Below are 24848 nucleotides of genomic sequence, written 5' to 3'. Positions count from 1 at the left end.
GCCTCAAGCCAAACTCTTGCTCACCACCTCATACACATCGCTGGACAGCTGCCCCGAAGCCAGAATCCGCTCCAACTCAGCCTTCATCAGCGCCTGACGAGCGCCGTCATACTTGCGCCAGCGGGTCAGCGGCGCCAGTTGACGCGAAGCGATCTGCGGGTTGAAGCCGTTCAGCTCGATCACCAGATCCGCCAGGAAGCGATAACCCGAGCCATCCGCCGCGTGGAAGTTGATCAGGTTCTGTCCGGCGAACGCACCGACCAGCGCGCGCACCTTGTTCGGGTTCTTGATGTTGAACGCCGGGTGCTGCATCAGTGCCTTCACACGCTCCAGACCGCCCGGCAAGGTGCTGCCGGCCTGCACGCTGAACCACTGATCCATGACCAGCGGATTGTCCTTGAAGTGCTCGGCGAAACTGGCCAGTGCGGTGGCTTTCTGCTCGTCGAACGGCGAGTTGACCAGCACCGCCAGCGCGGTCAGGCGCTCGGTCATGTTGTCGCAGCTGTCGAACTGTTCCAGCGTTGCCGCCAGCACTTCCGGCTTGCCGCTGAGCATCAGGTACGACAGCGCGATGTTCTGCAACGCGCGACGGGCGAAGTGCTCGGCCTCGGCCACGTACGGGGTTTGCTTCGACAAGTCGCGGTTGGCCTGATAACGCAGCCACAGTGGTTCGAACAGGTTCTCCGCCAGTTGCTGACGGGCGAATTCGCGGGCGGTGTGGATCGCGTCCACATCGGCGATTTCGCTGATTTCGGTCAGGTACGCCTCACTTGGCAGCGAGAGCATTTCCGCGACCATCGCCTGATCCAGCGTTTCGTCCGACAGCACGGTGCGCAAAGCGGAAACCAGACGTGGGTCGAGCACCAGGCTTTCGCCCTTCTGCTGCTGGCCGATCAACTCTTGCAGCACCTGCACCGACAGTTGCTGGCCGGCATCCCAACGATTGAAACCATCGGTGTCGTGCTGCATCAGGAACATCAGCTGATCGCGGTTGTACGGGAAGCTCAGTTTCACCGGCGCCGAGAAGCCACGCAGCAAGGACGGCAGCGGTTGTTCGGCGATGTCGACGAAGGTGAAGGTCTGCTCGGCTTCGGTCACCGAAATCACTCGGGTGGTGCCTTGAGCCGAGTCTTCGCCGGCCAGACGCAGGGCAATCTCGTTGCCTTGGCTGTCGAGCAGGCCCAGTTCGACCGGGATCACGAACGGCAGTTTTTCAACCTTGTCCGGGGTTTCCGGGCAGCTCTGGCGGAAGGTCAGGCTGTAGGTTTTCGCGGCCGCATCGTAAGACTCGCTCACCGCCAGACGCGGTGTGCCGGCCTGGCTGTACCAGCGCTTGAACTGAGTCAGGTCGACGCCGTTGGCATCTTCCATGGCCTTAATGAAGTCATCGCAGGTCACGGCCTGGCCGTCGTGGCGTTCGAAGTACAGATCGCTGCCCTTGCGGAAGCCTTCGGCGCCCAGCAGGGTGTGGATCATGCCGACCACTTCCGAGCCCTTTTCGTACACGGTCAGGGTGTAGAAGTTGGAAATCTCGATGAAGCTGTCCGGGCGGACGGCGTGGGCCATGGGACCTGCATCTTCGGCGAACTGGTGGGTACGCAGGTACGCCACGTCCTGAATGCGCTTGACCGTGGCCGAGTTCATGTCAGAGGAGAAACCGGCATCGCGGAACACCGTGAAGCCTTCCTTGAGAGACAGCTGGAACCAGTCGCGGCAGGTCACGCGGTTGCCCGACCAGTTGTGGAAGTATTCGTGGGCGACGATCGCTTCGACCCGCTGGTGCGCGGCGTCGGTGGCGGTTTCGGCGCGGGCCAGCACGGCGCTGGAGTTGAAGATGTTGAGGCCCTTGTTCTCCATCGCGCCCATGTTGAAGTCGTTCACGGCGACGATCATGAAGATGTCCAGATCGTACTCGCGACCGTAGACCTCTTCGTCCCAGCGCATCGACTTCTTCAGGCTATTCATGGCGTGCTGGCACTTGTCAATGTTTTCCGGCTCGACGTAAATGCGCAGCGCCACATTGCGGTTGGTCATGGTGGTGAAGGAGTCTTCAACGCACCACAGGTCACCGGCCACCAGCGCGAACAGGTACGCCGGTTTCATGAACGGGTCTTCCCAGGTCGCCCAGTGCCGGCCATCTTCGCCGGGGCCGCTGGCGATCGGGTTGCCGTTGGACAAGAGCACCGGATAGCTGTGCTGCTCGGCGACCACGGTGGTGGTGAACTTGCTCATCACGTCCGGGCGGTCGAGGTAATAGGTGATCTTGCGGAAGCCTTCGGCCTCGCACTGGGTGCAGAACATCGTGCCGGACTTGTACAGGCCTTCCAGTGCAGTGTTGGTTTCCGGATGGATCCTGACGCTGGTGTCGACCGTGAAGGTTTCGCTGGCCGGTTGCAGGGTCAGGTGATTTTCCGTCAGCTGGTAGTCGGCGGCGCTCAGTTCCTGGTCGGCCAGGGTCACCGAGAGCAACTCCAGCTGCTGGCCGTCGAGCACCAGCGGCGGCAGGCCCGGGCCACGAGCCGGGTTGCGGCGCATCACCAGTTGCGCGTGGACCAGACTGTGGTCCTCGAACAACTCGAAGGTCAGGTGTGTTTCGTCGATCAGGTACTCGGGCGCCTGATAGTCCTTCAGGTAAATCATCTTCGGTTGTTCGGTGCGCATGCTGAAGTCCTTATTGATGCACGGCGAGCTGGTAGGCCGTGTATTTACGAATGTTGATCACGCCGGTGTCGAAGATCAGGTACTGGCCCTTGATCCCCAGCAGCGTGCCTTCGGCAATCGGGTTCTTGTCCAGGTTGAAGCTGACGATCTTGGCCGGGTACTGCTCGACCGGGTAGCGGATTTCCAGCGGCTCGACATCGGCGATGGTCTGAATGGCCTGGAGACCGAATCGCTCCTGCAAACCTTGCAGACCCGGGGCGCAGCTTTCGAACAGTTGATCGCGCACCTGCGCCAGATCCACCGCCGCCGCATCGCCCTTGAGCAAGGCGCGCCAGTTGGTCTTGTCCGCCACCTGGCTGCGGAACAGGTCTTCGACGAAGCCCGACTGCTGCCGCGTCGAAACGCGCATGATCGGCAGCGCCTGACTGGCGCCCTGGTCGAGCCAGCGGGTCGGCAACTGGGTGGCGCGGGTGATGCCGACCTTGATCCCCGACGAATTGGCCAGGTAGACGATGTGGTCGGTCATGCAGAACTTCTCGCCCCACTCCGGCTCACGGCAGGTGCCGGCCTCGAAGTGGCAGCGCTCCGGGCTCATGATGCAAATGTCGCACTGGGCCAGTTTGGTCATGCACGGGTAGCAGTAACCCTGACTGAAACTGGTCTTGGTCCTGCGCCCGCAATGGGTGCAGTGAATCGCTCCCAGGTATTCCAGACGCACCGTGCTGCCGATCAACGGGTTGACCGGCACCTCGACGTCATCCAGACGAAACGCGTACTGCACGTTCGGCCCGTCCAGGCGCGCCGACATTTTGCTGATTGCACCGCGGCCGATCTCGATCAATGGAGGGCGTCCGACTTGAACAGAATGTTCGGCACTTCGATCGACTTCGAGGCGCATTCCTGTGGGCCCATGTAACCGGTGCGCTCTTCCTCGGGCAGGTTCTGCATTTCCCAGGCGATCATTGCCTGCAACGACAGCTCGCGCTGCTCGGCGGTGAGTTTGCCGCCGTCGGACCATTTGCCGATCTCTACCGCCAGTTTCAGGCTCTGGTAGATGTCCGGGGTGATGTTCTTGATCAAATCGTTAAAAGAGGACATCAGGGTCTCCGTGCTCTTTATTCAAAAAATTCAGGCGGCCAGTTTACGGCGGTTGTACAAACCGCCCAACAAACCGGTTAAGCATCCGATGAGTAACCCGCTGACGTGGGCAGCGTTGGCGATTTCGCCGAAACCGATCATCGAGATCAGCCCGGACATGCACACCAGCAACCACACCAGCATCATTGCCAGCACGCCGCGCGGCAGGCGATAGGCCGGGTTCGGCGCCAGCAACTGGAAGATCCAGCAGTGACCGAGCAATCCGTAAAGTACGCCGGACAGGCCGCCGAACAGGCTCGGGCCGCCCCATGCGAACTGCGCATAGTTGGAAACCAGGCCGAACAGCAGCGTCAGACCGATCAGGTTGACGCTGCCCTGGCGCGACTCGATGCGCCGCCCCAGCTCCCAGTACCACATGCCGTTCATGGCCAGGTGCAGGATGCCGAAGTGGATCAGCATCGGCGTAAACAGGCGCCACCACTGCCCCGCCGCCAGGCTGTCGGCCAGTGGTGTGAAGTGGATGTAGTCGCCGACCACGCGAAAATCGAGGAAGGTCAGCCAACGCATCGTGTCGAGGTTATCGCCAAGGAAGGTCAACCCGCCGACGATCAGGCTCAGCAGCAGAATGAATCCGGTGGCTTTGGCATGTTTCAGTTGCTCGGCGAAGCTCGGGCGCTTGAGCGTCGGCGCCGCCGGAATTTCCAGTTGCTGATCCGGGTCGCCCGCCGGGAAACGCTCGTACAGCGAGCGCACGTCGTCGCTGATTTCCGAGGGCACCCACAACACCTGCTCGCCCGCCTCTTCGCTGACACGATGGGGCACTTGCATGCGTTGCAGCAGTTTGACGAACCCACTCAGGTCCGCCGCCAACGGCACACGCAAGACCGCTATGGCACTCATCGCAGCACCTCCGGCCGCTCGACGTCGACCCAGACAAATTTATGCGGATCGAGGCGAGTTTCCTGATCCAGACGATAGGCCACCAGTTTGCCGTAGAGCACCGCGCTGTAATCCAGGCACGCGAGGTTCGGGCGGATCGGCGCCGGTTTGCCGCTGCGCCAGTAATGACCGACGAACAGCAACGGCTCATCGACGCCGTAGCGCAGCAGGGAATTCTTTTCGCTGGAGGTCAGCGGCTTTTGCGCCACCGGTTCCGGCAATGCATCGGGTTGGAACACGATGTCGCCGTAGGTTTGCGGGTCGTCTTCCCAGAACTTGGTGCGGAAGAACGAACGCACCAGGCCATCACCGCTGGTCATGGTCAGGCCATCCGGCAGGCGCATGTCGGTGCCACGCAGCAGGCGATCGAACACGGTGCAGGCGAAACTGCCCGGTACGGCCGATGCCTGGAGAAAGTGTTCATCAATGCAGCCATCGGGGAACAGCGCGCGCAGCGGCTCGATCAGGCCGGCATCCCAGCAGGCATGCACCACGCGGAAACGTCCGGCGTCGACGAACAACGGCAGTTTGTAGAACCACTGCTGGAAGTCGTGCCAGTCGCCCGGATGGTCTTCGAACTGGGTCAGGGTTTCGTGCAGCAATCGGGCATGGCGCGGGGTGTGTTCACGGACGAACTGCTTGCCGCTGCCCGGAGGCGCCGGGGTGCTCCAGCCGAGGGCGTTGAACTCGTGGTTGCCCATGATGCACAACGCCTGACCGGCCTCGACCATGTCGTGGACGATGTGCAGCGCCTCGCGAATCCGCGGGCCGCGGTCGATGATGTCGCCGACAAACACGGCCATGCGCGACGGATGCCGCCAGACTCCGCCCTGCTTGTGATAACCGAGACGGTCCAGCAGGTGTTCCAGGGTCAGGGCGCATCCGTGCACGTCACCAATCAGGTCATAACTGCGCGCGGGATCGAGCATCAGTCGCCTCCACCACCCAACTTGCTGCCCCAGCCGAGCTTGGTCCGGCAGACTTCGTAGTAGTTGTGGTCGAGCGGATGAATCAGCCGCAGCTTCTGCGCTTTCTTGCTGACGGTGATGGTGTCGCCCGGCGCGCAGGTGAAGTGGTTCTGCCCGTCGCAGGAGACTTGCGGGTAGATCTGCATATCTTTGGACACGACGATTTTCAGCTCACTGTTGCCATCGACCACGATCGGTCTGCCCGACAAGGTATGGGGGTACATCGGCACAATCACAATAGCGTCAAGCTTGGGATGCATGATCGGGCCACCGGCGGACAGTGCGTACGCGGTGGAACCGGTCGGGGTGGCGACGATCAGGCCGTCGGCCTTCTGGCTGCAGACGAACTGGCCGTCGATGTACAGCTCGAACTCGATCATCCGCGTCGATTTGCCCGGGTGCAGCACCACGTCGTTCAGCGCATCGCCCTGGCCGATGGCTTCGGCGTGGCGACGGACTTCGGCCTGCAGCAGGAAGCGGTTTTCCACCAGATAATGGCCGTCGAGCACTTCGGCGACCTTGATTTCCAGCTCGTCGGGGCGGATGTCGGTGAGAAAGCCGAGGCTGCCACGGTTGATCCCGAGTACCGGAATATTGTGTTTGGCCAGTGCCCGCGCCGCGCCGAGCAGGCTGCCGTCACCGCCGACCACGATGACCATGTCGCAGACTTCGCCGAGCATCTTGCGCGACGAGGTTTGCAGGCCATGGCCCGGCAGGACTTCGGCGATGGTGTCTTCGAGAATCACATGCAGGTGACGATCGAGCAGGAAGCGTTTCAGTCGGCGGACGGTATCCAGCACCTGGGAGCTGCCCAAGCGACCGATGATGCCGATATTACGAAATTGCTCCATGGGACTCCTGCGGGGACTGAGACGGCGAAAAGCACGATTATGGGCGAAAGCGCCGGATAGACAAAATCCTTTCAGCCCCGAGGCTGCACCGGTGTTTGAGGCTATGCTCGCAAGATGATCCTATTTCCCGATTTGCTGCAGTTGCCCCACCAGTTACGCCACCCCGAGGTGCGTGATCTGGCGTGGGTGATCCTCGCCCCGCCAATGCTCGCCGCTACCCCGTGGCCGCAGCGCCATCCGCTGGCGGGCAGCGACTGGGTCGGCGATCCCGAGCGCCTTGAACACTGGCTGCGCCAGCTCGACCGCGACAGTTACGGCCTGCTGCACTGGCTGTCCCAGGCCCGCACCCGGCGCCTGGGCCTGTATTACGAGCGTTTGTGGCAATTTGCGGTGGAACACGCGCCGGGCATTGAGCTAATCGCCGCCAACCTGCCGATCCGCCGCGAAGGCCACACCCTAGGCGAGCTGGACATGCTGCTGCGCGACCGCGACGGCGTGCACCACCTGGAACTGGCCATCAAGCTCTACCTCGGCCCGCAGAACGGCGACGGGCATGATCCGGCGTCATGGCTGGGGCCGGGTTGTCATGATCGACTGGATCGCAAACTGGCGCATTTGAGCGAACATCAGCTGCCGATCTCCGCGCGCCCGGAAAGCCGCGAAGTGCTGGCGGCACTGGATGTCGGGTCGTTCAGTGCGCAACTGTGGCTGGGCGGATACTTGCTGTATCCGTGGCCCGGTCAGTCCGTGCCGCCCAGCGGCGCCCACCCGCAGCATTTGCGCGGCAGCTGGCTGCATCAGAAAGACTGGCCGACATTTGTCGCGCAGCGCCCGGACGGACGCTGGCACCCCCTGCCCCGCCACGCCTGGCTGGCGCCGGCGCACTACCCGGCGGAGCAGACCTGGAGCAACGGGCATTTGCAGGCCTGGCTCGATGAGCTCGAACCGCTGGCCCCGGCGCAACTGATGGTGCGCCTGACCGAAAATGCCCGGGGCGAGTGGGAAGAAGCCGAGCGGCTGTTTCTGGTGTCGGATCTGTGGCCGAATGTGCCGGGCCAGAGTTAAACCGACAACCGCACAGCCAGTGCGGCCAGCGTTACCAGCAACACCGGCACCGTCAGCACGATCCCGACCTTGAAGTAATACCCCCAGCCGATCTTGATGTTCTTGCGCTCCAGCACATGCAGCCAGAGCAAGGTCGCCAGACTGCCGATCGGAGTGATTTTCGGTCCCAGGTCGCTGCCGATCACGTTGGCGTAGATCATCGCCTCCTTCACCACACCGCTGGCCTGGCTGGCATCGATCGACAGCAGACCGACCAGCACCGTCGGCAGGTTGTTCATGATCGAGGACAACAAGGCCGTCAGCACCCCGGTGCCCATCGCCGCGCCCCATACACCGTATTCGCCGAACACATCGAGCCACCCGGCCAGATAATCGGTGAGCCCGGCATTGCGCAGTCCGTAGACCACCAAATACATGCCCAGCGAGAAAATCACGATCTGCCACGGCGCCTCTTTCATCACCTTGCGCGTGGAGATCTTGTGCCCGCGCGCGGCAATCGCCAGCAACAGCGCCGCGCACACCGCCGAGATCGCGCTGATCGGAATGCCCAGCGGCTCCAGCGCGAAACAGCCGATCAGCAGAATCACCAGCACCGCCCAACCGGCGTAGAACGTGGCTTTGTCGTGGATGGCGGTTTCCGGGTGTTCAAGCTGTTCCGGGTCGTAGGCCTTGGGAATGTCGCGGCGGAAGAACCAGAGCAACATGCCCAGCGTGGCCGCGACGCTGACAAAGTTGACCGGCACCATCACCGCCGCATAGCGGTTGAAACCGATGTGGAAAAAGTCGGCCGAGACGATGTTCACCAGGTTCGACACCACCAGCGGCAGGCTCGCGGTGTCGGCAATGAAGCCCGCGCCCATAACGAACGCCAGGGTCGCCGCCGGGGAAAAGCGCAGGGCCAGCAACATGGAAATCACGATGGGCGTGAGGATCAGCGCCGCACCGTCATTGGCGAACAGCGCCGACACCAGTGCGCCGAGCAGCACCATGAAGGCAAATAGCTTGCGCCCGCTGCCCCGGCCCCAACGCGCCACGTGCAGGGCCGCCCAAGCGAAAAAGCCGGCTTCGTCGAGCAGCAGACTGATGATGATCAGCGCCACGAACGTGCCGGTGGCGTTCCAGATGATTTGCCACACCAGCGGGATGTCGCTCAGGTGCACCACACCGAAAATCAGCGCGATGATGGCGCCGAGCGTTGCACTCCAGCCGACCCCGAGGCCTTTGGGTTGCCAGATCACCAGGGTAATGGTCAGCAGGAAAATCAGTGACGCAGCGAGCATTCGCGACAGCCTTCAATAAAAGGGGAAAGAATCAGACCACACAAAAAAACCTGTGGAAGCTGACTCCCACAGGTTCGATATCTTGTCAGAAAAATCAGCGAATCACTTCTTGTGCTGCGTCACCCACTCACCAAACGCATTGATAAAGCTCTGCAGGAACGGCTTCACCGACTCGTTAAGCTTGCCAGCTTCATCGAACGCCGTGCCCGCGCCGCCCAGATAGGCTTCCGGCTGCTGCATGCATGGCACGTTGAGGAAAACGAAGGACTGACGCAGGTGCTGGTTGGCGCCGAAACCGCCGATGGCACCCGGCGAAACGCTGATCACCGCCCCCGGTTTGCCGCTCCAGACGCTCTTGCCATACGGCCGCGAACCGACGTCGATCGCGTTCTTCAAAGGCGCCGGCACCGAGCGGTTGTACTCCGGGGTGACAAACAGCAGAGCGTCGGATGAACCCACTTTTTGCCGGAAAGTGCTGTAGGCTGCCGGCGGTGAATCGCCGTCGATGTCTTCGTTGTAAAGTGGCAGATCGCCAATTTCGACAATGTTCAGCTTGAGATTGGCCGGTGCCAGTTCCGCCAGCGCCAGGGCGACCTTGCGGTTGATGGACGCCTTGCGCAGGCTGCCGACCACTACTGCGACGTTATAGACATTGCTCATTGGAAGACTCTCGACTGTCCGTGGGAGGAGCCACTAGTTATAGATGATCCGGTGACGATTCCACCAGACGCCGAAGGTTATTTCCTGCGTCTGGAATATTTTTTTCCTGTAGGAAAACTTACCAAGCTCGATGACGGTCTACCAAGCCGCAAATCAAGCGTTTTATCTCCAGAGGTTCTAAGCAGATGGCAGCAGTACTCGTCGGTCAGTTCCATGCAAGAGATGCGGAAGGCCGCGTTTATTCCGTGCATGAGTTCCAGGAATCCAACCCGTCGGCAGACGGTTTCACCGGCACGGAGCCCGTTACCACCTACAAACTGGCGATTGGCGACCGCGTCAACAAGATCGACGACAACGAGTTCCTGCTGGTTCAGTCGGGCATCACCCTGATCCGCGAACCCGAGCCATCGGTCGCTTCATAACCGATCGTTATGAGCAGAAGTCATCCGCGCCGAGTTGGGGTAGGATTCAGCCACTGACCCCAACGGCCGGACATGGACTTCACGCATGCGTTTACGTCATATCGAAGTGATTCAGGCGCTTTTGCAGACCGGTCACGTGGGCACCGCCGCCGAATGGCTGCAACTACCGGCGCCCGAGGTCGAGGAGCGTTTGCGAGAAGCCGAGAGTCAGCTCGGGTTCATGCTGTTCGCCAGCGTACGCGGACGACTTCAGCCAACCCCGGAGGCCCGGGCGCTGCAAGTCGAGATTGGCCACATCTATGAAGCACTGGAGCCGGTGCAACGGCTGGCCAGCAGCCTCAAGCAATACCTCGCCCCACCCCTGCGGATCATCGGCACCCCGCCGCTGGCCCAGCAACTGCTGCCGCAAAGTCTCGCCGCCCTGCGCCGTCGCCTGCCCGACGTACCCTGCACCCTGCTCAGCGAACCGACTCGCGACATGGTCCGCCACCTGTTGCTGCGCGACAGCGATCTGGGCCTGAGCCTGCACGATCCACAGCACCCCGATATCCATTGCCAGCCGCTGGCTCAGGGCAAGTTGCAATTGCTTGCGCCCCACGGCTGGCTGCAACCGAAGCAGAAGTACATTTCCCTGCAGGATCTGGCCGGCCAGGCGATGGTCGGCCTCGAAGGCCAGGACCCGCTGAGCCCGGCCCTGGAAAACAAACTCCAGGCCCTGCGCCCGGCGCCGACTATCCAGACCCGGGTGCAGACCCACCAGATGATGCGCAGCATGGTCGAGGCCGGCGAAGGCCTGGCGATCGTCGACCCGTTCACCGCCCTTGGTGCGCGGGCGGGCGGTCTCGATGTCTGCCCGTTGTCGCCGGCGGTGCCGATCAGCCTCTATGCCCTGACCTTCAAACACGCCACGCCGTCAGCGGCGATTCAGACGCTGCTCGGGATCGTCACGGAACAAGCCGAGGCGATGCTGGCGAACTGATCGAATGCTCCAGCGGGTTATCGAACAATCGATACCAGAACAGCGCCACTTCGGCGGTGTTCGGATCGATGCCGCGATAACGCAGGTGGTCGATGCCGCCGATCACATACCCGCAACGCTCATACAGCCGGCAGGCGCCGAGGTTGTTGTTCTGGGTTTCCAGCATGATTCCCGGCAGCTTTTTCTTGCGGCTCCAGAACTGCGCCACGTCGAGCAGGGCCTTGGCCACCCCATGGCGCCGCGCCGGGGCGTGCACCGCCAGTTCATCGATATGGGCAACGCCGTTCCAGTTGGTGCTGATCACCAAGTGCCCGACCGGCTCATCCTCAAGGTACGCCATGAAAATCGCGCTGTCGGCAGCATCGCGAAAACTGCTGAATTCCTCCGGATCGATGCCGTAGCACTTGCGATACGGCACGATGGGCGTCACGGCCCATTGCGCCACGGATTTGCCGATTTCGGCCGCGCCGTAGGCAGCCACCTCGAAACTGAAATCGCTGCCCCAGATATATTCGGCAAAACCCTCATCGGCGACCCGCACCGACAGCCCTGGGTATTTCGGATTCATGACCGGTTGCATACTCGGAAAAGCCCTCATTCCTTGACGCAATCGACGGTGTATTGCCGTCCATTGCCCTCATCTTCGTGTTGCAGACCGTGCACATCGACCACGAAGCCCGGAAACGTTGCATCGAACGTGCGGGCAAATCTGAGGTATTCGATGATCGAGCGCGTGGATTCGGTAAAGCGTTCGCCAGGCATGATCAGCGGAATCCCCGGCGGGTATGGCACCAGCATCACCGCCGCCACCCGGCCTTCCAGCTCATCGATCGGCACCGCCTCGACCTCGCCGCGCACCAGTTGATCGTAAGCGTGGGCCGGTTTCATGGCGATGTCCGGCAGCACGGTGTACATACGTTTGAGGTGCTTGGCAGTGGCGTTGCTGCGATAGCAGGCGTGGAGCTGATCGCACAGATCGCGCAGGCCCATGCCGCGATAGCGCACAGGATCTTCCTGGGCGACGCACTTCAGGCAGGTGTCGAGACTGACGTTGGCGTCGTAGCTGCGCTTGAACTCCAGCAGTTCGGTCAGCAGCGTGCTCCACTTGCCCTTGGTGATGCCCATGGAGAACAGCACCAGAAACGAATAGAGCCCGGTTTTCTCCACCACCAGCCCGCGCTCCCAGAGGAAGCGACTGACCACGGCCGCCGGGATACCCTTGTCGCTCAAAGCGCCGCCAGCGGTCAGGCCCGGCATCACCAAAGTCACTTTGATCGGATCGAGCAGCACATAATCGTAGCTGACCTCGCCGAAACCATGCCAGTCCGCATCAGGCTTCAGCAGCCAGTCCTCGGTCTGCACCCGGTCGATGCCTTCGACACCCGGCGGCTGCCAGATCGAAAACCACCAGTCGTCGGCGGCAATGTGCTGGCGCAAATTGGCCAGCGCCCGGCGAAAACTCAGGGCTTCGTCGAAGGTTTCCTGTAGCAGCGAGCGTCCGGCCGGTCCTTCCATCATCGCCGACGCCACGTCCAGCGAGGCGATGATGCTGTACTGCGGCGACGTCGAGATGTGCATCATGAACGCTTCGTTGAACCGGTCGCGATCCAGCTGCCGCGCCCCGCCGTCCTGCACATGAATCATCGAGGCCTGGCTGAACGCCGCCAGCAGTTTGTGGGTGGAATGGGTGGTGAACACCAGCGGACTGTCCTCGCTGCGCGAGGTAGCCATGCCGTAACGGCCGGCGAAAAACTCGTGAAACGCGGCGTAGGCGTACCAGGCCTCGTCGAAATGCAGGACTTCGACGCTGTTGCCCAGACTCTGCTTGATCAGCTCGGCGTTGTAACAGAGGCCGTCGTAGGTGGAGTTGGTGATCACCGCCAGTTTGACTTTCGGCTCGCGGCCCTTGATCAACGGGCTGGCATCAATCTTGGCCTGGATCGATTCGCGGCTGAATTCACTGAGCGGAATCGGCCCGATGATCCCCAGCTCATTGCGCTCCGGGCACAGGTACAGCGGAATCGCGCCGGTCATGATGATCGCGTGCAACACCGACTTGTGGCAGTTGCGATCCACCAGCACCAGATCATCGCGCCCGACCATCGAGTGCCAGACGATCTTGTTGGCGGTCGAGGTGCCATTGATCACGAAAAAAGTGTGATCGGCGCCGAAATTGCGCGCGGCGCGCGCTTCCGCCTCGGCCAGCGGCCCGGTGTGGTCGAGCAAGGAGCCCAGCTCCGGCACCGACACCGACAAATCCGAACGCAGGGTGTTTTCCCCGAAGAACTGGTGAAACGCCTGCCCCACCGGACTCTTGTGATAAGCCACCCCGCCGCCATGGCCTGGGGTGTGCCAGGAATAATTGGAATCGGCCGTGTGCTGCACCAGCGCCTTGAAGAATGGCGGCAGCAGGCCGTCCAGGTACTTGCGCGCCGCCCGCGCCACTTGCCGGGCGAGAAACGGCACCGTGTCTTCAAACAGGTAAAGAATGCCGCGCAACTGGTTGAGCTCGGCCATGGCATCGGCCGGGGCGTTTTCCAGGGTGACCTGCTCGCCGAGGGCAAAGATCGGCAGATCCGGCGCCCGCACCCGGGCCAGACCGATCAGTTCGGCCATGTTCTGTAACAGATGGGAGTTGGTGCTGGCGTCTTCGGCGGCAATCAGCATGCACGCCAGACCATGGTGGGTCGACGCCACCAGCCGTCCTTCGGTGTAGTCCGTGGCCGAAACGATACTGAAACCTTCCAGCTCCAGCTCTCGGGCGATGCCGCGAATGCGTTCACCGGCAACCGTGTCGGCCTTGATGTCGCGGTGGACGATCAACACCGGGAACTTCAAATCTTTGTACATGGGGCTCAGTGTCCTGAGGCGGCGGAGAGTGATCTGCCAATGTCCTCAGGGTAGAGGGTCGGAGCGGATGTGGCGAGGGTGGCCAGTTGTCAGTACTGCCAAAAACAAAGGATCGCCTGAACACGGCCTGGATGTTCGGGCGATCCTTTTTTGCCTTACGCCTGAGCTTCGGCTTCCAGCAGTTGAGTCCACAACGCCGGGGCACCGGCCGATTTGGCGATGATTTCCAGGCGCACCTGGTGTTCGGCCAGCTCGGCTTCGGTAGCGCGAATGATCCGCCCCGGTTTGCGATCTGCCGGCAGACGGCGGATTTCGGTGGCCGAGTTGTCCGCGCCCTCGCCCGTGCCATTGCCGTCGGAGGCGTTGCCGGCCAGCGACAGGCTGGTCTGGCCACCGGTCATGGTCAGGTAGACGTCGGCGAGAATCTCCGAGTCGAGCAATGCGCCGTGCAGCTCACGGCCGGAGTTGTCGACGCCGTAGCGTTTGCACAGGGCATCGAGGCTGTTGCGCTGACCCGGGTGACGTTCCCGGGCCATCATCAGGGTGTCGAGGATCGTGCAGTGCTGCGTGATGTCCGCGCGATCCTGCTGGCCCATCAGGGCGAATTCATTGTTGATGAAGCCAACGTCGAACGCCGCGTTATGGATGATCAGCTGCGCGCCGTTGATGAACTCGAAAAATTCGTCGGCCACTTCGGCAAAACGCGGCTTGCCTACCAGGAATTCGTTGGTGATGCCGTGAACGGCGATCGCGCCTTCATCACTCTCGCGATCCGGTTGCAGGTAAACGTGAAAGTGCCGGCCCGTCAGACGTCGACCGATCAGCTCGACACAACCGATTTCGATAATCCGGTGGCCGTCGGTCACTGGCATGCCGGTGGTTTCGGTATCGAGTACAACGGATCTGGTGGCCATCAGTGTTCAGCTCTCAACGGGGTCAATCGTGCAAAAGCGGCGATGTTAACACGCTCGCGGTACACGTCGCGCGCCGTCAGGTGATCGGCGCTCATGCAGTTTTTAACAATCATTAGCAATGTTCATAAAGTCGGCGGCAAACCGGCTTGTTAGCGTGCGCGCCTTGTTTCCTGCGAATTGAGAGCGTCATGAAGACTGCATACGTTTTAATGCTCGGCGGCTGCCTGCTGACGGCCGAGGCGCACGCCACCAGTTTCGTCATCAGCACCGACATCACCATGAGCCTTACGCTCAGCGCCAGCAAAGGCACCAGCGGTTCGTTCAAGGACGACAAGATCGTGTTGGCGGCCAAGGATGACGCGGCGGCGTTCGTTGCCAGCGACGGGAACATTCGCGGCGCACAGATGGAAGCGGCGCTGACGCGAATTCGCAGCCTGCTGCCAGGTCAGCCCTATACCGACCTGCAACTGGCCAAGGCCATTTTGATGCTTTGATCAATCCTGCTTGTAACCGCGAACCTCATCCACCCCACGGTTGGCCAACTGGTCAGCCCGTTCGTTGCCGTGGTGGCCGATGTGGCCGCGGACCCATTTCCAGGTGACCTTGTGGCGATTGACCTGCTCGTCGAGCTCCTTCCACAGGTCAGCGTTTTTGACTGGCTCCTTGGCGGCGGTTTTCCAGCCGCGTTTCTTCCAGTTGGCCATCCACTCGTTGATGCCTTTCATCACGTATTGCGAGTCAGTCACCAGCAGCACTTCGCACGGACGCTTGAGGGCTTCCAGGCCGCGAATCGCGCCGAGCAGCTCCATGCGGTTGTTGGTGGTGTTGGCTTCGCCGCCCCACAGTTCCTTTTCAACACCCTTGCACACCAGCAAGGCGCCCCAGCCGCCGGGGCCGGGGTTGCCTTTACAGGCGCCGTCAGTGAACAGTTCTACGCTATCGACGCTTTCGCTCATGCCAGTCTATCCAGAAAAAATGCGTGGCCTCGCCGATCACGGATCGACGATGGCCAAGGCCGGGATATACCCGGCCATAAATAAAAGAAGGTTTACGGTTCGATGCGTCGGCGGTTGACCTTGGCCATCGGCAGCGGAATCAGCTTGCCCATCGGCTCGCGGCGTTCCTGACGCACCGGACGCAGGCCGACCACGATCTTGCGCGCGACCAGCAAATAGAAGCCGCCGCCCGACAGTTGCCAATCGCCGGCCTTGCGTTCCCAGCCGGCCAGACGGGCCTGCCACTTGGGTGACGCGAGCGGCGGACGATAGCACCCGAAGCGGCGTTTCTCCAGCGCGAAGCCCAGCAGGTTGAGCCAGTCCGCCACCCGCGACGGCGAGATACAGCGCGCCTGATGCAAGGCGTCATGGGCGAACACGTGGCGCAGCCCCCAGGTGCTCCAGGGGTTGATGCCGACAATCAGCAGATGCCCGCCGGGGCGCACGCTGCTGGCCGCTTCTCGCAGAAGACCGTGGGGCGACAGACAGAAATCCAGGCCGTGCTGCAACACCACCACATCGGCGGCGTGCTCGCTCAACGGCCAGGCCTGTTCTTCGCAGACGATTTCCACGCCCGGCAAGGGCGCGCCCAGCCGCACGTTGCGCTGCACCTGCGGCGCCGACGGCGGCGTTTCGGCGGACGGGCCGTAATGCACCAGATAGCCGCCGAAGAACCGGCCCAGCTCGTCTTCGAGCATGCGCCGTTCTTCGTCCAGCAGAAATTGCCCGAGGGGGCCGGACAGCCATTCACGGGCTGCACCGATCAGCGCGAGCCAGTCAGGATCTGCCTGAGCGAACGCTTTATCGATCATTGCATTCTCCAACACGCCAGGAACCTCTAAGATGCGCCAATGTTACCCGCTTGGCGAATTCGACGATGATACAGATCAGTGCCCTGCCCGCCTTCACCGACAACTACATCTGGTTGTTACAGGATCATGCCACCCAGCGTTGCGCAGTGGTCGATCCGGGGGATGCCGCCCCCGTGCAGGCGTGGCTCGACGCGCATCCGGGCTGGGTGCTCGGCGACATCCTCATCACTCACCATCACCACGACCATGTCGGCGGCGTCGAGACGCTGAAAAAGGCCACCGGGGCCACGGTCTACGGACCGGCCAGCGAAAGCATTCCGGGGCGCGACGTGGCCCTCAAGGACAACGACACGGTGCGCGTGCTCGGCTGGGACTTCGACGTCCATGCCGTTCCCGGCCACACCCTGGGACACATCGCCTACTACCATCATGGCCTGCTGTTCTGTGGCGATACCCTGTTCGCTGCCGGCTGCGGCCGTTTGTTCGAAGGCACGCCGCAACAGATGCATCAGTCGTTAAGCCGTCTGGCGGCGCTGCCGGAAGACACCCTGGTCTACTGCACCCACGAATACACCCTGAGCAACCTGAAATTCGCCGCCGCCGTGGAGCCGGGCAACCGGGACATCGCCGCCCGTCTGGAAAAAGTCAGCCAGCAACGTGCGAATGGCGTGATGACACTGCCCTCGACCCTTGCGCTGGAAAAGCTCACAAACCCGTTTTTGCGCACCGGTGAAATATTGGTTACACAAAAAGTGGACGAACGGAACGGCCCTCAAAACCGGGCGCCGAGTGAGGTTTTTGCGGCTCTGCGGGCATGGAAAGATACGTTCTGAGTGGCTCGCCGCCTGGTCCAAAAATTCTGAATGGTTGACCGCAGGGGGTGCGCTTTCTAGAATCGCCCGACATTTTTGCCCGGAACTTACTTCCAGCCAATGTCGTCATCCATACGTAAGTCCGTCAATTCAGATGCATTGACCCGCCTGGCGCAAGCCATCGCGGTGGCGGTGTCCGCCACACTGGCGGGCTGTTCCAGCCATGCTCCGCAGACTGAAGCGACACATACGCCGAACATTGCTGCGCGAGCCAAGCAGAAGCCCATCTGGTTGTCGGAAAAGCCCAGTCCGCAGGTGCCTCAGGACATCTGGGAGCGCATGCGCGGTGGCTTCCAGCTGCAGGAAGGTCTGGGCGTGAACCCGCGCATCGAGCAACAGCGCCTGTGGTTCGCCAGTAACCCTTCCTTCCTCGAGAACGCCGGCGAACGCGGCAGCCTCTACATTCATTACATCGTCGAGCGCCTCGAAGAACGCAACATGCCGCTGGAACTGGCGCTGCTGCCGGTCATCGAAAGCGCCTACAACCCGATGGCCTATTCCCGGGCCGACGCGGTGGGCCTCTGGCAGTTCATCCCGTCCACCGGGCGCTATTTCAACCTGCGTCAGACCCGTTTCTACGATGGCCGTCGCGACATTACTGCCTCGACCACGGCAGCGATGGACTACCTGACCCGCCTGCACGACATGTTCAACGGTGACTGGTTGCTGGCACTGGCCGCGTACAACGCCGGCGAAGGCACGGTCAGCCGCGCCATCGAGCGCAACGAAAAGCTCGGCCTGCCGACCGACTACTGGAACCTGCCGCTGCCAGCGGAAACCCAAGCCTACGTGCCGAAACTGCTGGCGCTCTCGCAAGTGGTCCTGACGCCTGAAGCCTATGGCGTGAACCTCAACCCGATCGCCAACGAACCGTATTTCCAGGTCGTCGAAATCAACCAGCGCATGGACCTGTCCAAGGTCGCGGCGGTGGCCAACATCGACGAAGACGAGCTGTTCCAGCTCAACCCGGCCTTCAAGCAGCGCACCACCATCGACGGCCCGCAGCACCTGCTGGTGCCGACCTCGAAGGCGCAGCTGCTGACCGCCAGCCTGCAGACCATGCGCCCTGACGAACTGATCAGCCCGCGTTCGCTGAAACCGGTGTTCGAAGGCGCCGATCCGAGCGAGATCGCACAGGCCAAGCGCGCTTATCGGGTCAAGCGTGGCGACAACCTCGGTTCCATCGCCAAGGCCAACAAGGTCGAGGTCAAGGACCTGCAACGCTGGAACAAGCTGACCGGCAAGAACCTCAAGGTCGGCCAGACCCTGGTCATGCAGGACACCAGCAAGCGCACACCGGCGCGCAGCAGTGGCGGGCGCATCAACACCGTCATCGCAGCCAACAGCAAGACCAGCAGCAAGATCAGAGAAAAGGACGACGGTAAACAGACCCAGTACAAGGTTAAACGCGGCGACACACTGTACGTGGTCGCCAAGCGTTTCAACGTCGAGATGCAACATCTCAAGCGCTGGAATCCGGGCGCCGGCAAGGCGCTCAAACCTGGGCAGATGCTCACGGTCTACCAGCCGCACTGACCAAGAGCCCCTGAATTTCAGGGGCTTTTTTTCGCCTGTCATTTTTTGATATTTCCGTAGATCGGCGCAGACAGCTCCCACAATTAACCGCGCATTAAGCCCCTGTCTTTTTCCTGTCCATACAAGCTGTTACTGTACGGCCCACAAAGCCCAAGCCGCCTGGATCGGATCTGACTTGAAGCGTCCCCTCCTCCTGCTCCTGATCAGCCTGGCCTTGAGCTCCCCCGTCAGCGCGACGATCACCGAAAGCCACGGTTATGCGCAGTTCGGCACGCTCAAGTACCCGGCCAGATTTACCCACTTCGACTGGGTCAACCCGCAAGCGCCCAAGGGCGGTACGTTGCGGGTGATGGCGTTTGGCACCTTCGATACGCTCAACCCCTACACCTTCAAGGGCACCAGCCCGGTCACCACGGCGAATTTCCTGCAATACGGCATCAACGAGCTGAACGAGCCGCTGATGGTCGGCACCGGGCAATACGCGCCGTCCGGTGACGAACCGGCCTCCAGTTACGGACTGATCGCCCAATCGGTGGAGTACAGCGAAGATCGCAGCTGGGTGGTGTTCAACCTGCGCCCGCAAGCGCGCTTTCACGACGGCACGCCGATCACCGCTTACGATGTGGCGTTCTCCTATCGCTTGTTGCTCAAGGAAGGTCACCCGCTGTACCGCACCGCCCTTCAGGAAGTGCTGCGCGTCGACATCCTCAACCCGCAGCGCATCCGGTTTGTGCTCAAGCGCAGCGGCAATCCGTTGCTGATCCTGCGCCTCGGTGAATTGCCGGTGCTGCCCCAGCATTACTGGAAGGGCCGCGACTTCAAGGCCACCACCTTCGAGCCCCCACTGGGCAGCGGGCCTTACCGCATCACCTCGGTCACGCCGGGGCGGCAGTTGATATTCGAGCGAGTCAAGGACTACTGGGGCAAGGACCTGCCAGTCAATCGCGGCAAATACAACTTCGATCGCATGGAAGTCGAGTTCTACCGCGACAGCGATGTGGCCTTCGAAGCGTTCAAGGCTGGCGAGTTCGACATCTATATCGAGCATCAGGCGAAGAACTGGGCCAATGGCTACAACTTCCCGGCCGTGCGCCGTGGCGACGTGATCAAGGCGCAGATCCCGCACCAGATCCCGACCCAGAGCCAGGGTCTGTTCATGAACACCCGGCGCGCGACCTTCGCTGACGTCAAGACCCGCGAAGCCCTCGGCCTGATGTTCGATTTCGAGTGGACCAACCGCGCCTTGTTCAGCGAGGCCTACAAGCGCACCACCAGCTACTACCCCAACAGCGAGTTCAGCGCCGTCGGCCTGCCGGTCGGCCATGAATGGCTGATGCTCAAACCGTACAAGGATCAACTGCCGGCGCGCCTGTTTACCGAACCGTTCACGCTGCCGCAGACCGACGGGCGCGGCATCCCCCGGGAAACCCTGCGCAAAGCCCTGGCGTTGCTGGCCGAGGCCGGCTGGAAGCTCAACGGCCAGCGCCTGCAGAACGCCGCCGGCCAGCCGCTGCGCTTCGAGCTAATGCTGGTCAATCCCAGCCTGGAGCGTCTCTATCAGCCGTACATCGAGAACCTCAACAGTATCGGCATCGAGGCGCGTCTGCGCACCGTCGATCGCGCGCAGTACAAACAGCGCCTCGATCAATTTGATTTCGACATGATCTCGATGACGCTAGGCCAGACCTTAAGCCCGGGCCTGGAACAATGGCAGTACTTCCACTCCAGCCAGGTAAACGTCAAGGGCAGCAAGAATTACGCGGGCATCGCCAATCCGGTGGTCGATCATCTGCTTGAACACTTGCTCGCCGCGCAAACCCGCGACGAACAAGTCGCCGCCGGCAAGGCGCTGGACCGCGTGCTGCTCTGGCAGCACTACAGCATTCCCAACTGGTACCTCAATTATCACCGTCTGGCGTACCGCAACCGGTTCGCCTTCGTCACTACGCCGCCCTACACCCTGGGCCTGAGCGCGTGGTGGCTGAAATCTTCGGAGAAAGATCGATGAAGCCTATCCGCGCCCTGCTCGTGCAGGCCAGCGGTCTGCTGTTCGCCGGGCTGGCCTGTGCCGCCCCGCAACACGCCGTGACCCTGTACAACGAGCCGCCGAAATACCCCGCCGACTTCAAACACTTCGATTACGTGAACCCCGACGCGCCCAAGGGCGGAATCTTCCGCCAGGCCGGCTTCGGCGGTTTCGACAGCCTCAATCCGTTCATCAGCAAAGGCGTGGCGGCGGACGATATCGGCCTGATCTACGACACCCTGGCCAAACAGGGCCTCGACGAGCCGTTCACCGAATACGGCCTGATCGCCAGCAAGATCGAAAAAGCCCCGGACAACAGCTGGGTACGCTTCTACCTGCGTCCCGAAGCGAAGTTTCACGACGGCCACCCGGTACGCGCCGACGACGTGGTGTTCAGCTTCCAGACCCTGACCAAGGAAGGCGCGCCGATGTATCGCGGTTACTACGCCGACGTTGAGGAGGTAATCGCCGAAGATCCGCTCAAGGTGCTGTTCAAGTTCAAGCACACCAACAACCGCGAACTGCCGCTGATCCTCGGCCAGTTGCCGGTTCTGCCCAAACATTGGTGGGCCGAGCGTGATTTCAACAAGGGCAACCTGGAAATTCCTCTTGGCAGCGGCCCGTACAAGGTCACCCAAGTGAAGGCCGGGCGTTCGGTGCGTTACGAGCGGGTCAAGGACTACTGGGGCAAGGATTTGCCGGTCAATCGCGGTTTCTACAACTTCGACGTAATGACCACCGACTATTACCGCGACAACACCGTCGCGCTGGAAGCGTTGAAAGCCGGGCAGTTCGATTACTGGCTGGAAATGGCCGCGAAAAACTGGGCTAACGCCTACAACGTGCCGGCAGTGACCGAAGGGCGGCTGATCAAGGAACAGATTGCCAACAGCAACCCGACCGGCATGCAGGGCTTCGTCTTCAATCTTCGCCGTCCGGTGTTTCAGGACGTGCGGGTACGACAGGCCCTCGCCCTGCTGTTCGACTTCGAATGGACCAACAAGCAATTGTTCAACGGCGCTTATGCGCGCACCCGCAGCTACTTTGAAAACTCGGAAATGGCCGCCACCGGCCTGCCGGATGCAGAACAGGTGGCAATCCTCGATCCGTTCCGCAGCCAGCTGCCGGCGCAGGTGTTCAGCGAAGCCTTCGAGAATCCGAAAACCGACGCCAGCGGCATGATCCGCACGCAACAGCGCGAGGCGTATCAACTGCTGCAAGAGGCCGGCTGGAAAATCGTCGACGACAAAATGGTCGACGCCACTGGCAAACCGGTAGCCATCGAATTCCTGCTGGCGCAAACCGAATTCGAGCGCGTGTTGTTGCCGTTCAAGCGCAACCTCAGCGATCTGGGCATCGATCTGGTGATCCGCCGCGTCGACGTCTCGCAATACGTCAATCGCGTGCGTTCGCGGGATTTCGACATGATCGTCGGCAGCTTCCCGCAGTCCAACTCGCCGGGTAACGAACAGCGCGAGTTCTGGATGAGCGCCGCCGCCGACAAGTCCAGCAGCCGCAACTCGATGGGCCTCAAGGACCCGGTGGTCGATCATCTGGTGGAAAACCTGATCAACGCCGACTCGCGCAAAAGCCTGGTGGCCCACGCCCGCGCTCTGGACCGTGTGTTGCAATGGGGCTACTACGTGATCCCGAACTGGCACATCAAGACCTGGCGCGTGGCGTACTGGAACCACATCGGCCACCCGAAAGTCTCCCCCAAGTACGACATCGGCATTAACACCTGGTGGATCAAACCCGATGCGAAACCTGCGGTAGAAGTCGAAACCCAACTGCAAGCCGACCCTGTGGGCACGGAGTAATCAGATGCTGGCGTACATTTTTCGGCGACTGCTGCTGATCATCCCGACCCTGTTCGGCATTCTGCTGATCAACTTCGTGATCATCCAGGCCGCGCCCGGCGGGCCGGTGGAGCAGATGATCGCCAAGCTCGAAGGTTTCGAAGGCGCCACCAGCCGCATCGCCGGCGGCGGTGCCGAAGTGTCGGTGGCCGGCTCCTCCTATCGCGGAGCGCAGGGCCTGGACCCGGCGCTGATCAAGGAAATCGAGAAGATGTACGGGTTCGACAAATCGGCCCCGGAACGTCTGTGGATCATGGTCAAGAACTACGCCCGGCTGGATTTCGGCGACAGTTTTTTCCGCGACGCCAAGGTCATCGACCTGATCAAGGAGAAGATGCCGGTATCGATCTCCCTCGGGCTGTGGAGCACGCTGATCATGTACCTGGTGTCGATCCCGCTGGGGATCGCCAAGGCCACGCGGCACGGCAGTCATTTCGACGTCTGGACCAGTTCGGCGATCATCGTCGGTTATGCGATTCCGGCGTTCCTGTTTGCGATTCTGCTGATCGTGGTGTTTGCCGGTGGCAGTTATCTGGACTGGTTTCCTTTACGCGGCCTGACCTCGAACAACTTCGATGAGCTGAGCCTGGGCGGCAAGGTCCTCGATTACTTCTGGCACCTGGCGCTGCCGGTGACGGCGCTGGTGATCGGCAACTTCGCGACCATGACTTTGCTGACCAAAAACAGCTTCCTCGACGAAATCAACAAACAGTACGTGGTCACCGCCAAGGCCAAGGGCCTGACCCGCAATCGCGTGCTCTACGGCCACGTGTTCCGCAACGCAATGCTGCTGGTGATCGCCGGGTTCCCGTCGGCGTTCATCGGCATCTTCTTCACAGGTTCCCTGCTGGTGGAAGTGATCTTCTCCCTCGACGGCCTCGGCCTGATGAGCTTTGAAGCGGCGATCAACCGCGACTACCCGGTGGTTTTCGGCACCCTGTTCATCTTCACCCTGCTGGGGCTGGTGGTGAAACTGATCGGCGACCTCACCTACACCCTGGTCGATCCGCGTATCGACTTTGCCAGCCGGGAGCATTGAGATGAACCTGTCCCCTCTCAACCGCCGGCGCTTCGAACTGTTCAAGGCCAACAAGCGTGGCTGGTGGTCGCTGTGGCTGTTCCTGATCCTGTTCGGCCTGAGCCTCGGTGCCGAGCTGATCGCCAACGACAAGCCGCTGGTGGTGCATTACGACAACAACTGGTATTTCCCGGCGATCAAGCGCTACCCGGAAACCACCTTCGGCGGCGAATTCCCGCTGGAAGCCAACTACAAGAGCCCGTACATCCGCGAACTGCTCAAGGCCAAGGACGCGTGGGTGCTGTGGGCGCCGATTCCGTTCAGCTACCAGAGCATCAACTACGACCTGAAAGTCCCGGCCCCCGCGCCGCCGTCGGCGGACAACCTGCTGGGCACCGACGATCAGGGCCGCGATGTGCTGGCGCGAGTGATCTACGGCTTCCGGGTGTCGGTGCTGTTCGCCCTGACCCTGACCGTGCTCAGCTCAATCATCGGCGTGATCGCCGGCGCCTTGCAGGGCTTCTATGGCGGCTGGGTCGATCTGGCCGGCCAGCGCTTTCTGGAGATCTGGTCGGGCTTGCCGGTGTTGTACCTGCTGATCATCCTCGCCAGTTTCGTCCAGCCGAACTTCTGGTGGCTGCTGGGCATCATGCTGCTGTTCTCGTGGATGAGCCTGGTGGACGTGGTGCGCGCGGAGTTCCTGCGCGGGCGCAACCTCGAATACGTGCGTGCGGCCCGGGCGCTGGGCATGCAGAACGGCGCGATCATGTTCCGCCACATCCTGCCTAACGCGATGGTTTCGACCATGACCTTCATGCCGTTCATCCTGACCGGCGCCATCGGCACACTCACCGCCCTGGACTTCCTCGGTTTCGGCTTGCCGGCCGGCAGTCCGTCGCTGGGTGAACTGGTGGCCCAGGGCAAATCCAACCTGCAGGCGCCGTGGCTGGGCATGAGCGCGTTTGCGGTGCTGGCGCTGATGTTGAGTTTGCTGGTGTTCATCGGCGAGTCCGCTCGCGATGCCTTCGACCCGAGGAAGTGAC

The 24848-nt window shown here is 61.7% G+C and carries 23 protein-coding genes; 10 read left to right on the top strand and 13 right to left on the bottom strand.

Annotation, left to right across the window (positions count from 1 at the left end):
* Positions 1–3: 3 nt before the first annotated feature.
* Genes pepN through ACM6JM_RS01875 form a run of 6 tightly spaced genes read right to left on the bottom strand, consistent with a single transcriptional unit; the run spans position 4 to position 6517 of the window.
* Positions 4–2661: an aminopeptidase N gene (gene pepN, locus ACM6JM_RS01900; protein ID WP_103386477.1), complete on the bottom strand. Its 2658-nt coding sequence runs from the start codon at positions 2659–2661 to the stop codon at positions 4–6.
* A 10-nt stretch (positions 2662–2671) separates the two neighbouring features.
* Positions 2672–3502, bottom strand: a complete 831-nt coding sequence (locus ACM6JM_RS01895) for a DUF2797 domain-containing protein (RefSeq protein WP_039770790.1) — start codon at positions 3500–3502, stop codon at positions 2672–2674.
* A complete protein-coding gene (locus ACM6JM_RS01890) occupies positions 3499–3759 on the bottom strand; it encodes a YeaC family protein (RefSeq protein WP_011333626.1) in 261 nt (86 codons plus the stop codon). Before ACM6JM_RS01890 ends, ACM6JM_RS01895 begins: the two co-directional genes overlap by 4 nt.
* 30 nt (positions 3760–3789) lie before the next feature.
* Entirely contained in the window at positions 3790–4659 is an 870-nt protein-coding gene (locus ACM6JM_RS01885) for a rhomboid family intramembrane serine protease (protein ID WP_064595524.1), read from the bottom strand.
* A complete protein-coding gene (locus ACM6JM_RS01880; protein WP_371855265.1) occupies positions 4656–5630 on the bottom strand; it encodes a metallophosphoesterase in 975 nt (324 codons plus the stop codon). The genes ACM6JM_RS01885 and ACM6JM_RS01880 overlap by 4 nt, the downstream gene beginning before the upstream one ends.
* Positions 5627–6517 (bottom strand): NAD(+) kinase, encoded by an 891-nt coding sequence (locus ACM6JM_RS01875; protein WP_011333623.1) that lies wholly within the window; start codon positions 6515–6517, stop codon positions 5627–5629. The genes ACM6JM_RS01880 and ACM6JM_RS01875 overlap by 4 nt, the downstream gene beginning before the upstream one ends.
* Before the next feature lie 114 nt (positions 6518–6631).
* Here ACM6JM_RS01875 and ACM6JM_RS01870 point away from each other — a divergent pair, with 114 nt between their 5' ends.
* Positions 6632–7582, top strand: coding sequence for a DUF1853 family protein (locus tag ACM6JM_RS01870; RefSeq protein ID WP_414881223.1), 951 nt, complete (start codon positions 6632–6634; stop codon positions 7580–7582).
* Here ACM6JM_RS01870 and ACM6JM_RS01865 read toward each other — a convergent pair.
* On the bottom strand, positions 7579–8862 hold the full coding sequence (locus ACM6JM_RS01865) for an arsenic transporter (RefSeq protein ID WP_414881222.1): 1284 nt from the start codon (positions 8860–8862) through the stop codon (positions 7579–7581). The two genes, ACM6JM_RS01870 and ACM6JM_RS01865, sit on opposite strands and share 4 nt — an antisense overlap.
* A gap of 102 nt (positions 8863–8964) precedes the next feature.
* Positions 8965–9522 (bottom strand): NADPH-dependent FMN reductase, encoded by a 558-nt coding sequence (locus ACM6JM_RS01860; protein WP_039770799.1) that lies wholly within the window; start codon positions 9520–9522, stop codon positions 8965–8967.
* 185 nt (positions 9523–9707) lie between these two features.
* Between ACM6JM_RS01860 and ACM6JM_RS01855 the strand changes: the two genes are divergently transcribed.
* A complete protein-coding gene (locus ACM6JM_RS01855) occupies positions 9708–9944 on the top strand; it encodes a hypothetical protein (RefSeq protein WP_007956926.1) in 237 nt (78 codons plus the stop codon).
* Positions 9945–10029: 85 nt separating this feature from the next.
* Positions 10030–10923, top strand: coding sequence for a LysR family transcriptional regulator (locus tag ACM6JM_RS01850; RefSeq protein WP_414881221.1), 894 nt, complete (start codon positions 10030–10032; stop codon positions 10921–10923).
* On the opposite strand, the gene ACM6JM_RS01845 is transcribed toward ACM6JM_RS01850, so the two are convergent.
* The 3 genes from ACM6JM_RS01845 to dnaQ all read right to left on the bottom strand — a co-directional run bounded on the left by ACM6JM_RS01845 (position 10889) and on the right by dnaQ (position 14687).
* On the bottom strand, positions 10889–11503 hold the full coding sequence (locus tag ACM6JM_RS01845; protein WP_414881220.1) for a GNAT family N-acetyltransferase: 615 nt from the start codon (positions 11501–11503) through the stop codon (positions 10889–10891). The genes ACM6JM_RS01850 and ACM6JM_RS01845 overlap by 35 nt on opposite strands.
* Before the next feature lie 14 nt (positions 11504–11517).
* Positions 11518–13773 (bottom strand): Orn/Lys/Arg decarboxylase N-terminal domain-containing protein, encoded by a 2256-nt coding sequence (locus tag ACM6JM_RS01840; RefSeq protein WP_414881219.1) that lies wholly within the window; start codon positions 13771–13773, stop codon positions 11518–11520.
* 155 nt (positions 13774–13928) lie between these two features.
* Positions 13929–14687: a DNA polymerase III subunit epsilon gene (dnaQ, locus tag ACM6JM_RS01835; protein WP_039770804.1), complete on the bottom strand. Its 759-nt coding sequence runs from the start codon at positions 14685–14687 to the stop codon at positions 13929–13931.
* A gap of 188 nt (positions 14688–14875) precedes the next feature.
* Between dnaQ and ACM6JM_RS01830 the strand changes: the two genes are divergently transcribed.
* Complete coding sequence (locus ACM6JM_RS01830; RefSeq protein WP_052266592.1) at positions 14876–15181, top strand: DUF2388 domain-containing protein; 306 nt, start codon at positions 14876–14878, stop codon at positions 15179–15181.
* Here the strand turns inward: ACM6JM_RS01830 and rnhA are convergent, their stop codons facing one another.
* Both rnhA and ACM6JM_RS01820 read right to left on the bottom strand, forming a co-directional pair.
* Complete coding sequence (gene rnhA, locus ACM6JM_RS01825) at positions 15182–15643, bottom strand: ribonuclease HI (protein WP_039770807.1); 462 nt, start codon at positions 15641–15643, stop codon at positions 15182–15184. It lies immediately after the preceding gene.
* A gap of 92 nt (positions 15644–15735) precedes the next feature.
* Positions 15736–16494 (bottom strand): methyltransferase domain-containing protein, encoded by a 759-nt coding sequence (locus tag ACM6JM_RS01820; protein ID WP_011333614.1) that lies wholly within the window; start codon positions 16492–16494, stop codon positions 15736–15738.
* Positions 16495–16559: 65 nt separating this feature from the next.
* Between ACM6JM_RS01820 and gloB the strand changes: the two genes are divergently transcribed.
* From gloB to ACM6JM_RS01790, 6 genes are all read left to right on the top strand, one after another.
* Positions 16560–17327 (top strand): hydroxyacylglutathione hydrolase, encoded by a 768-nt coding sequence (gloB, locus tag ACM6JM_RS01815; RefSeq protein ID WP_039770970.1) that lies wholly within the window; start codon positions 16560–16562, stop codon positions 17325–17327.
* 99 nt (positions 17328–17426) lie between these two features.
* Positions 17427–18902: a transglycosylase SLT domain-containing protein gene (locus tag ACM6JM_RS01810; protein WP_039770809.1), complete on the top strand. Its 1476-nt coding sequence runs from the start codon at positions 17427–17429 to the stop codon at positions 18900–18902.
* A 175-nt stretch (positions 18903–19077) separates the two neighbouring features.
* Positions 19078–20910: an extracellular solute-binding protein gene (locus tag ACM6JM_RS01805; protein ID WP_163974731.1), complete on the top strand. Its 1833-nt coding sequence runs from the start codon at positions 19078–19080 to the stop codon at positions 20908–20910.
* Positions 20907–22748, top strand: a complete 1842-nt coding sequence (locus tag ACM6JM_RS01800; protein ID WP_414881218.1) for an extracellular solute-binding protein — start codon at positions 20907–20909, stop codon at positions 22746–22748. Before ACM6JM_RS01805 ends, ACM6JM_RS01800 begins: the two co-directional genes overlap by 4 nt.
* 4 nt (positions 22749–22752) lie before the next feature.
* Positions 22753–23826, top strand: coding sequence for a microcin C ABC transporter permease YejB (locus tag ACM6JM_RS01795; protein WP_289205072.1), 1074 nt, complete (start codon positions 22753–22755; stop codon positions 23824–23826).
* Between the two features lies 1 nt (position 23827).
* The gene (locus ACM6JM_RS01790; RefSeq protein WP_007956945.1) at positions 23828–24847 is read left to right on the top strand and encodes an ABC transporter permease; all 1020 of its coding nucleotides are present in this window, start codon (positions 23828–23830) and stop codon (positions 24845–24847) included.
* The last annotated feature ends 1 nt before the right edge of the window (position 24848 follow it).

This window comes from Pseudomonas sp. IT-P2 (genome assembly GCF_949767575.1).
Taxonomy (GTDB): Bacteria; Pseudomonadota; Gammaproteobacteria; order Pseudomonadales; family Pseudomonadaceae; genus Aquipseudomonas; species Aquipseudomonas pharyngis.
Note: the sequence above shows the minus strand (reverse complement) of the source record. Positions and strands in the feature narration are given on the sequence as shown.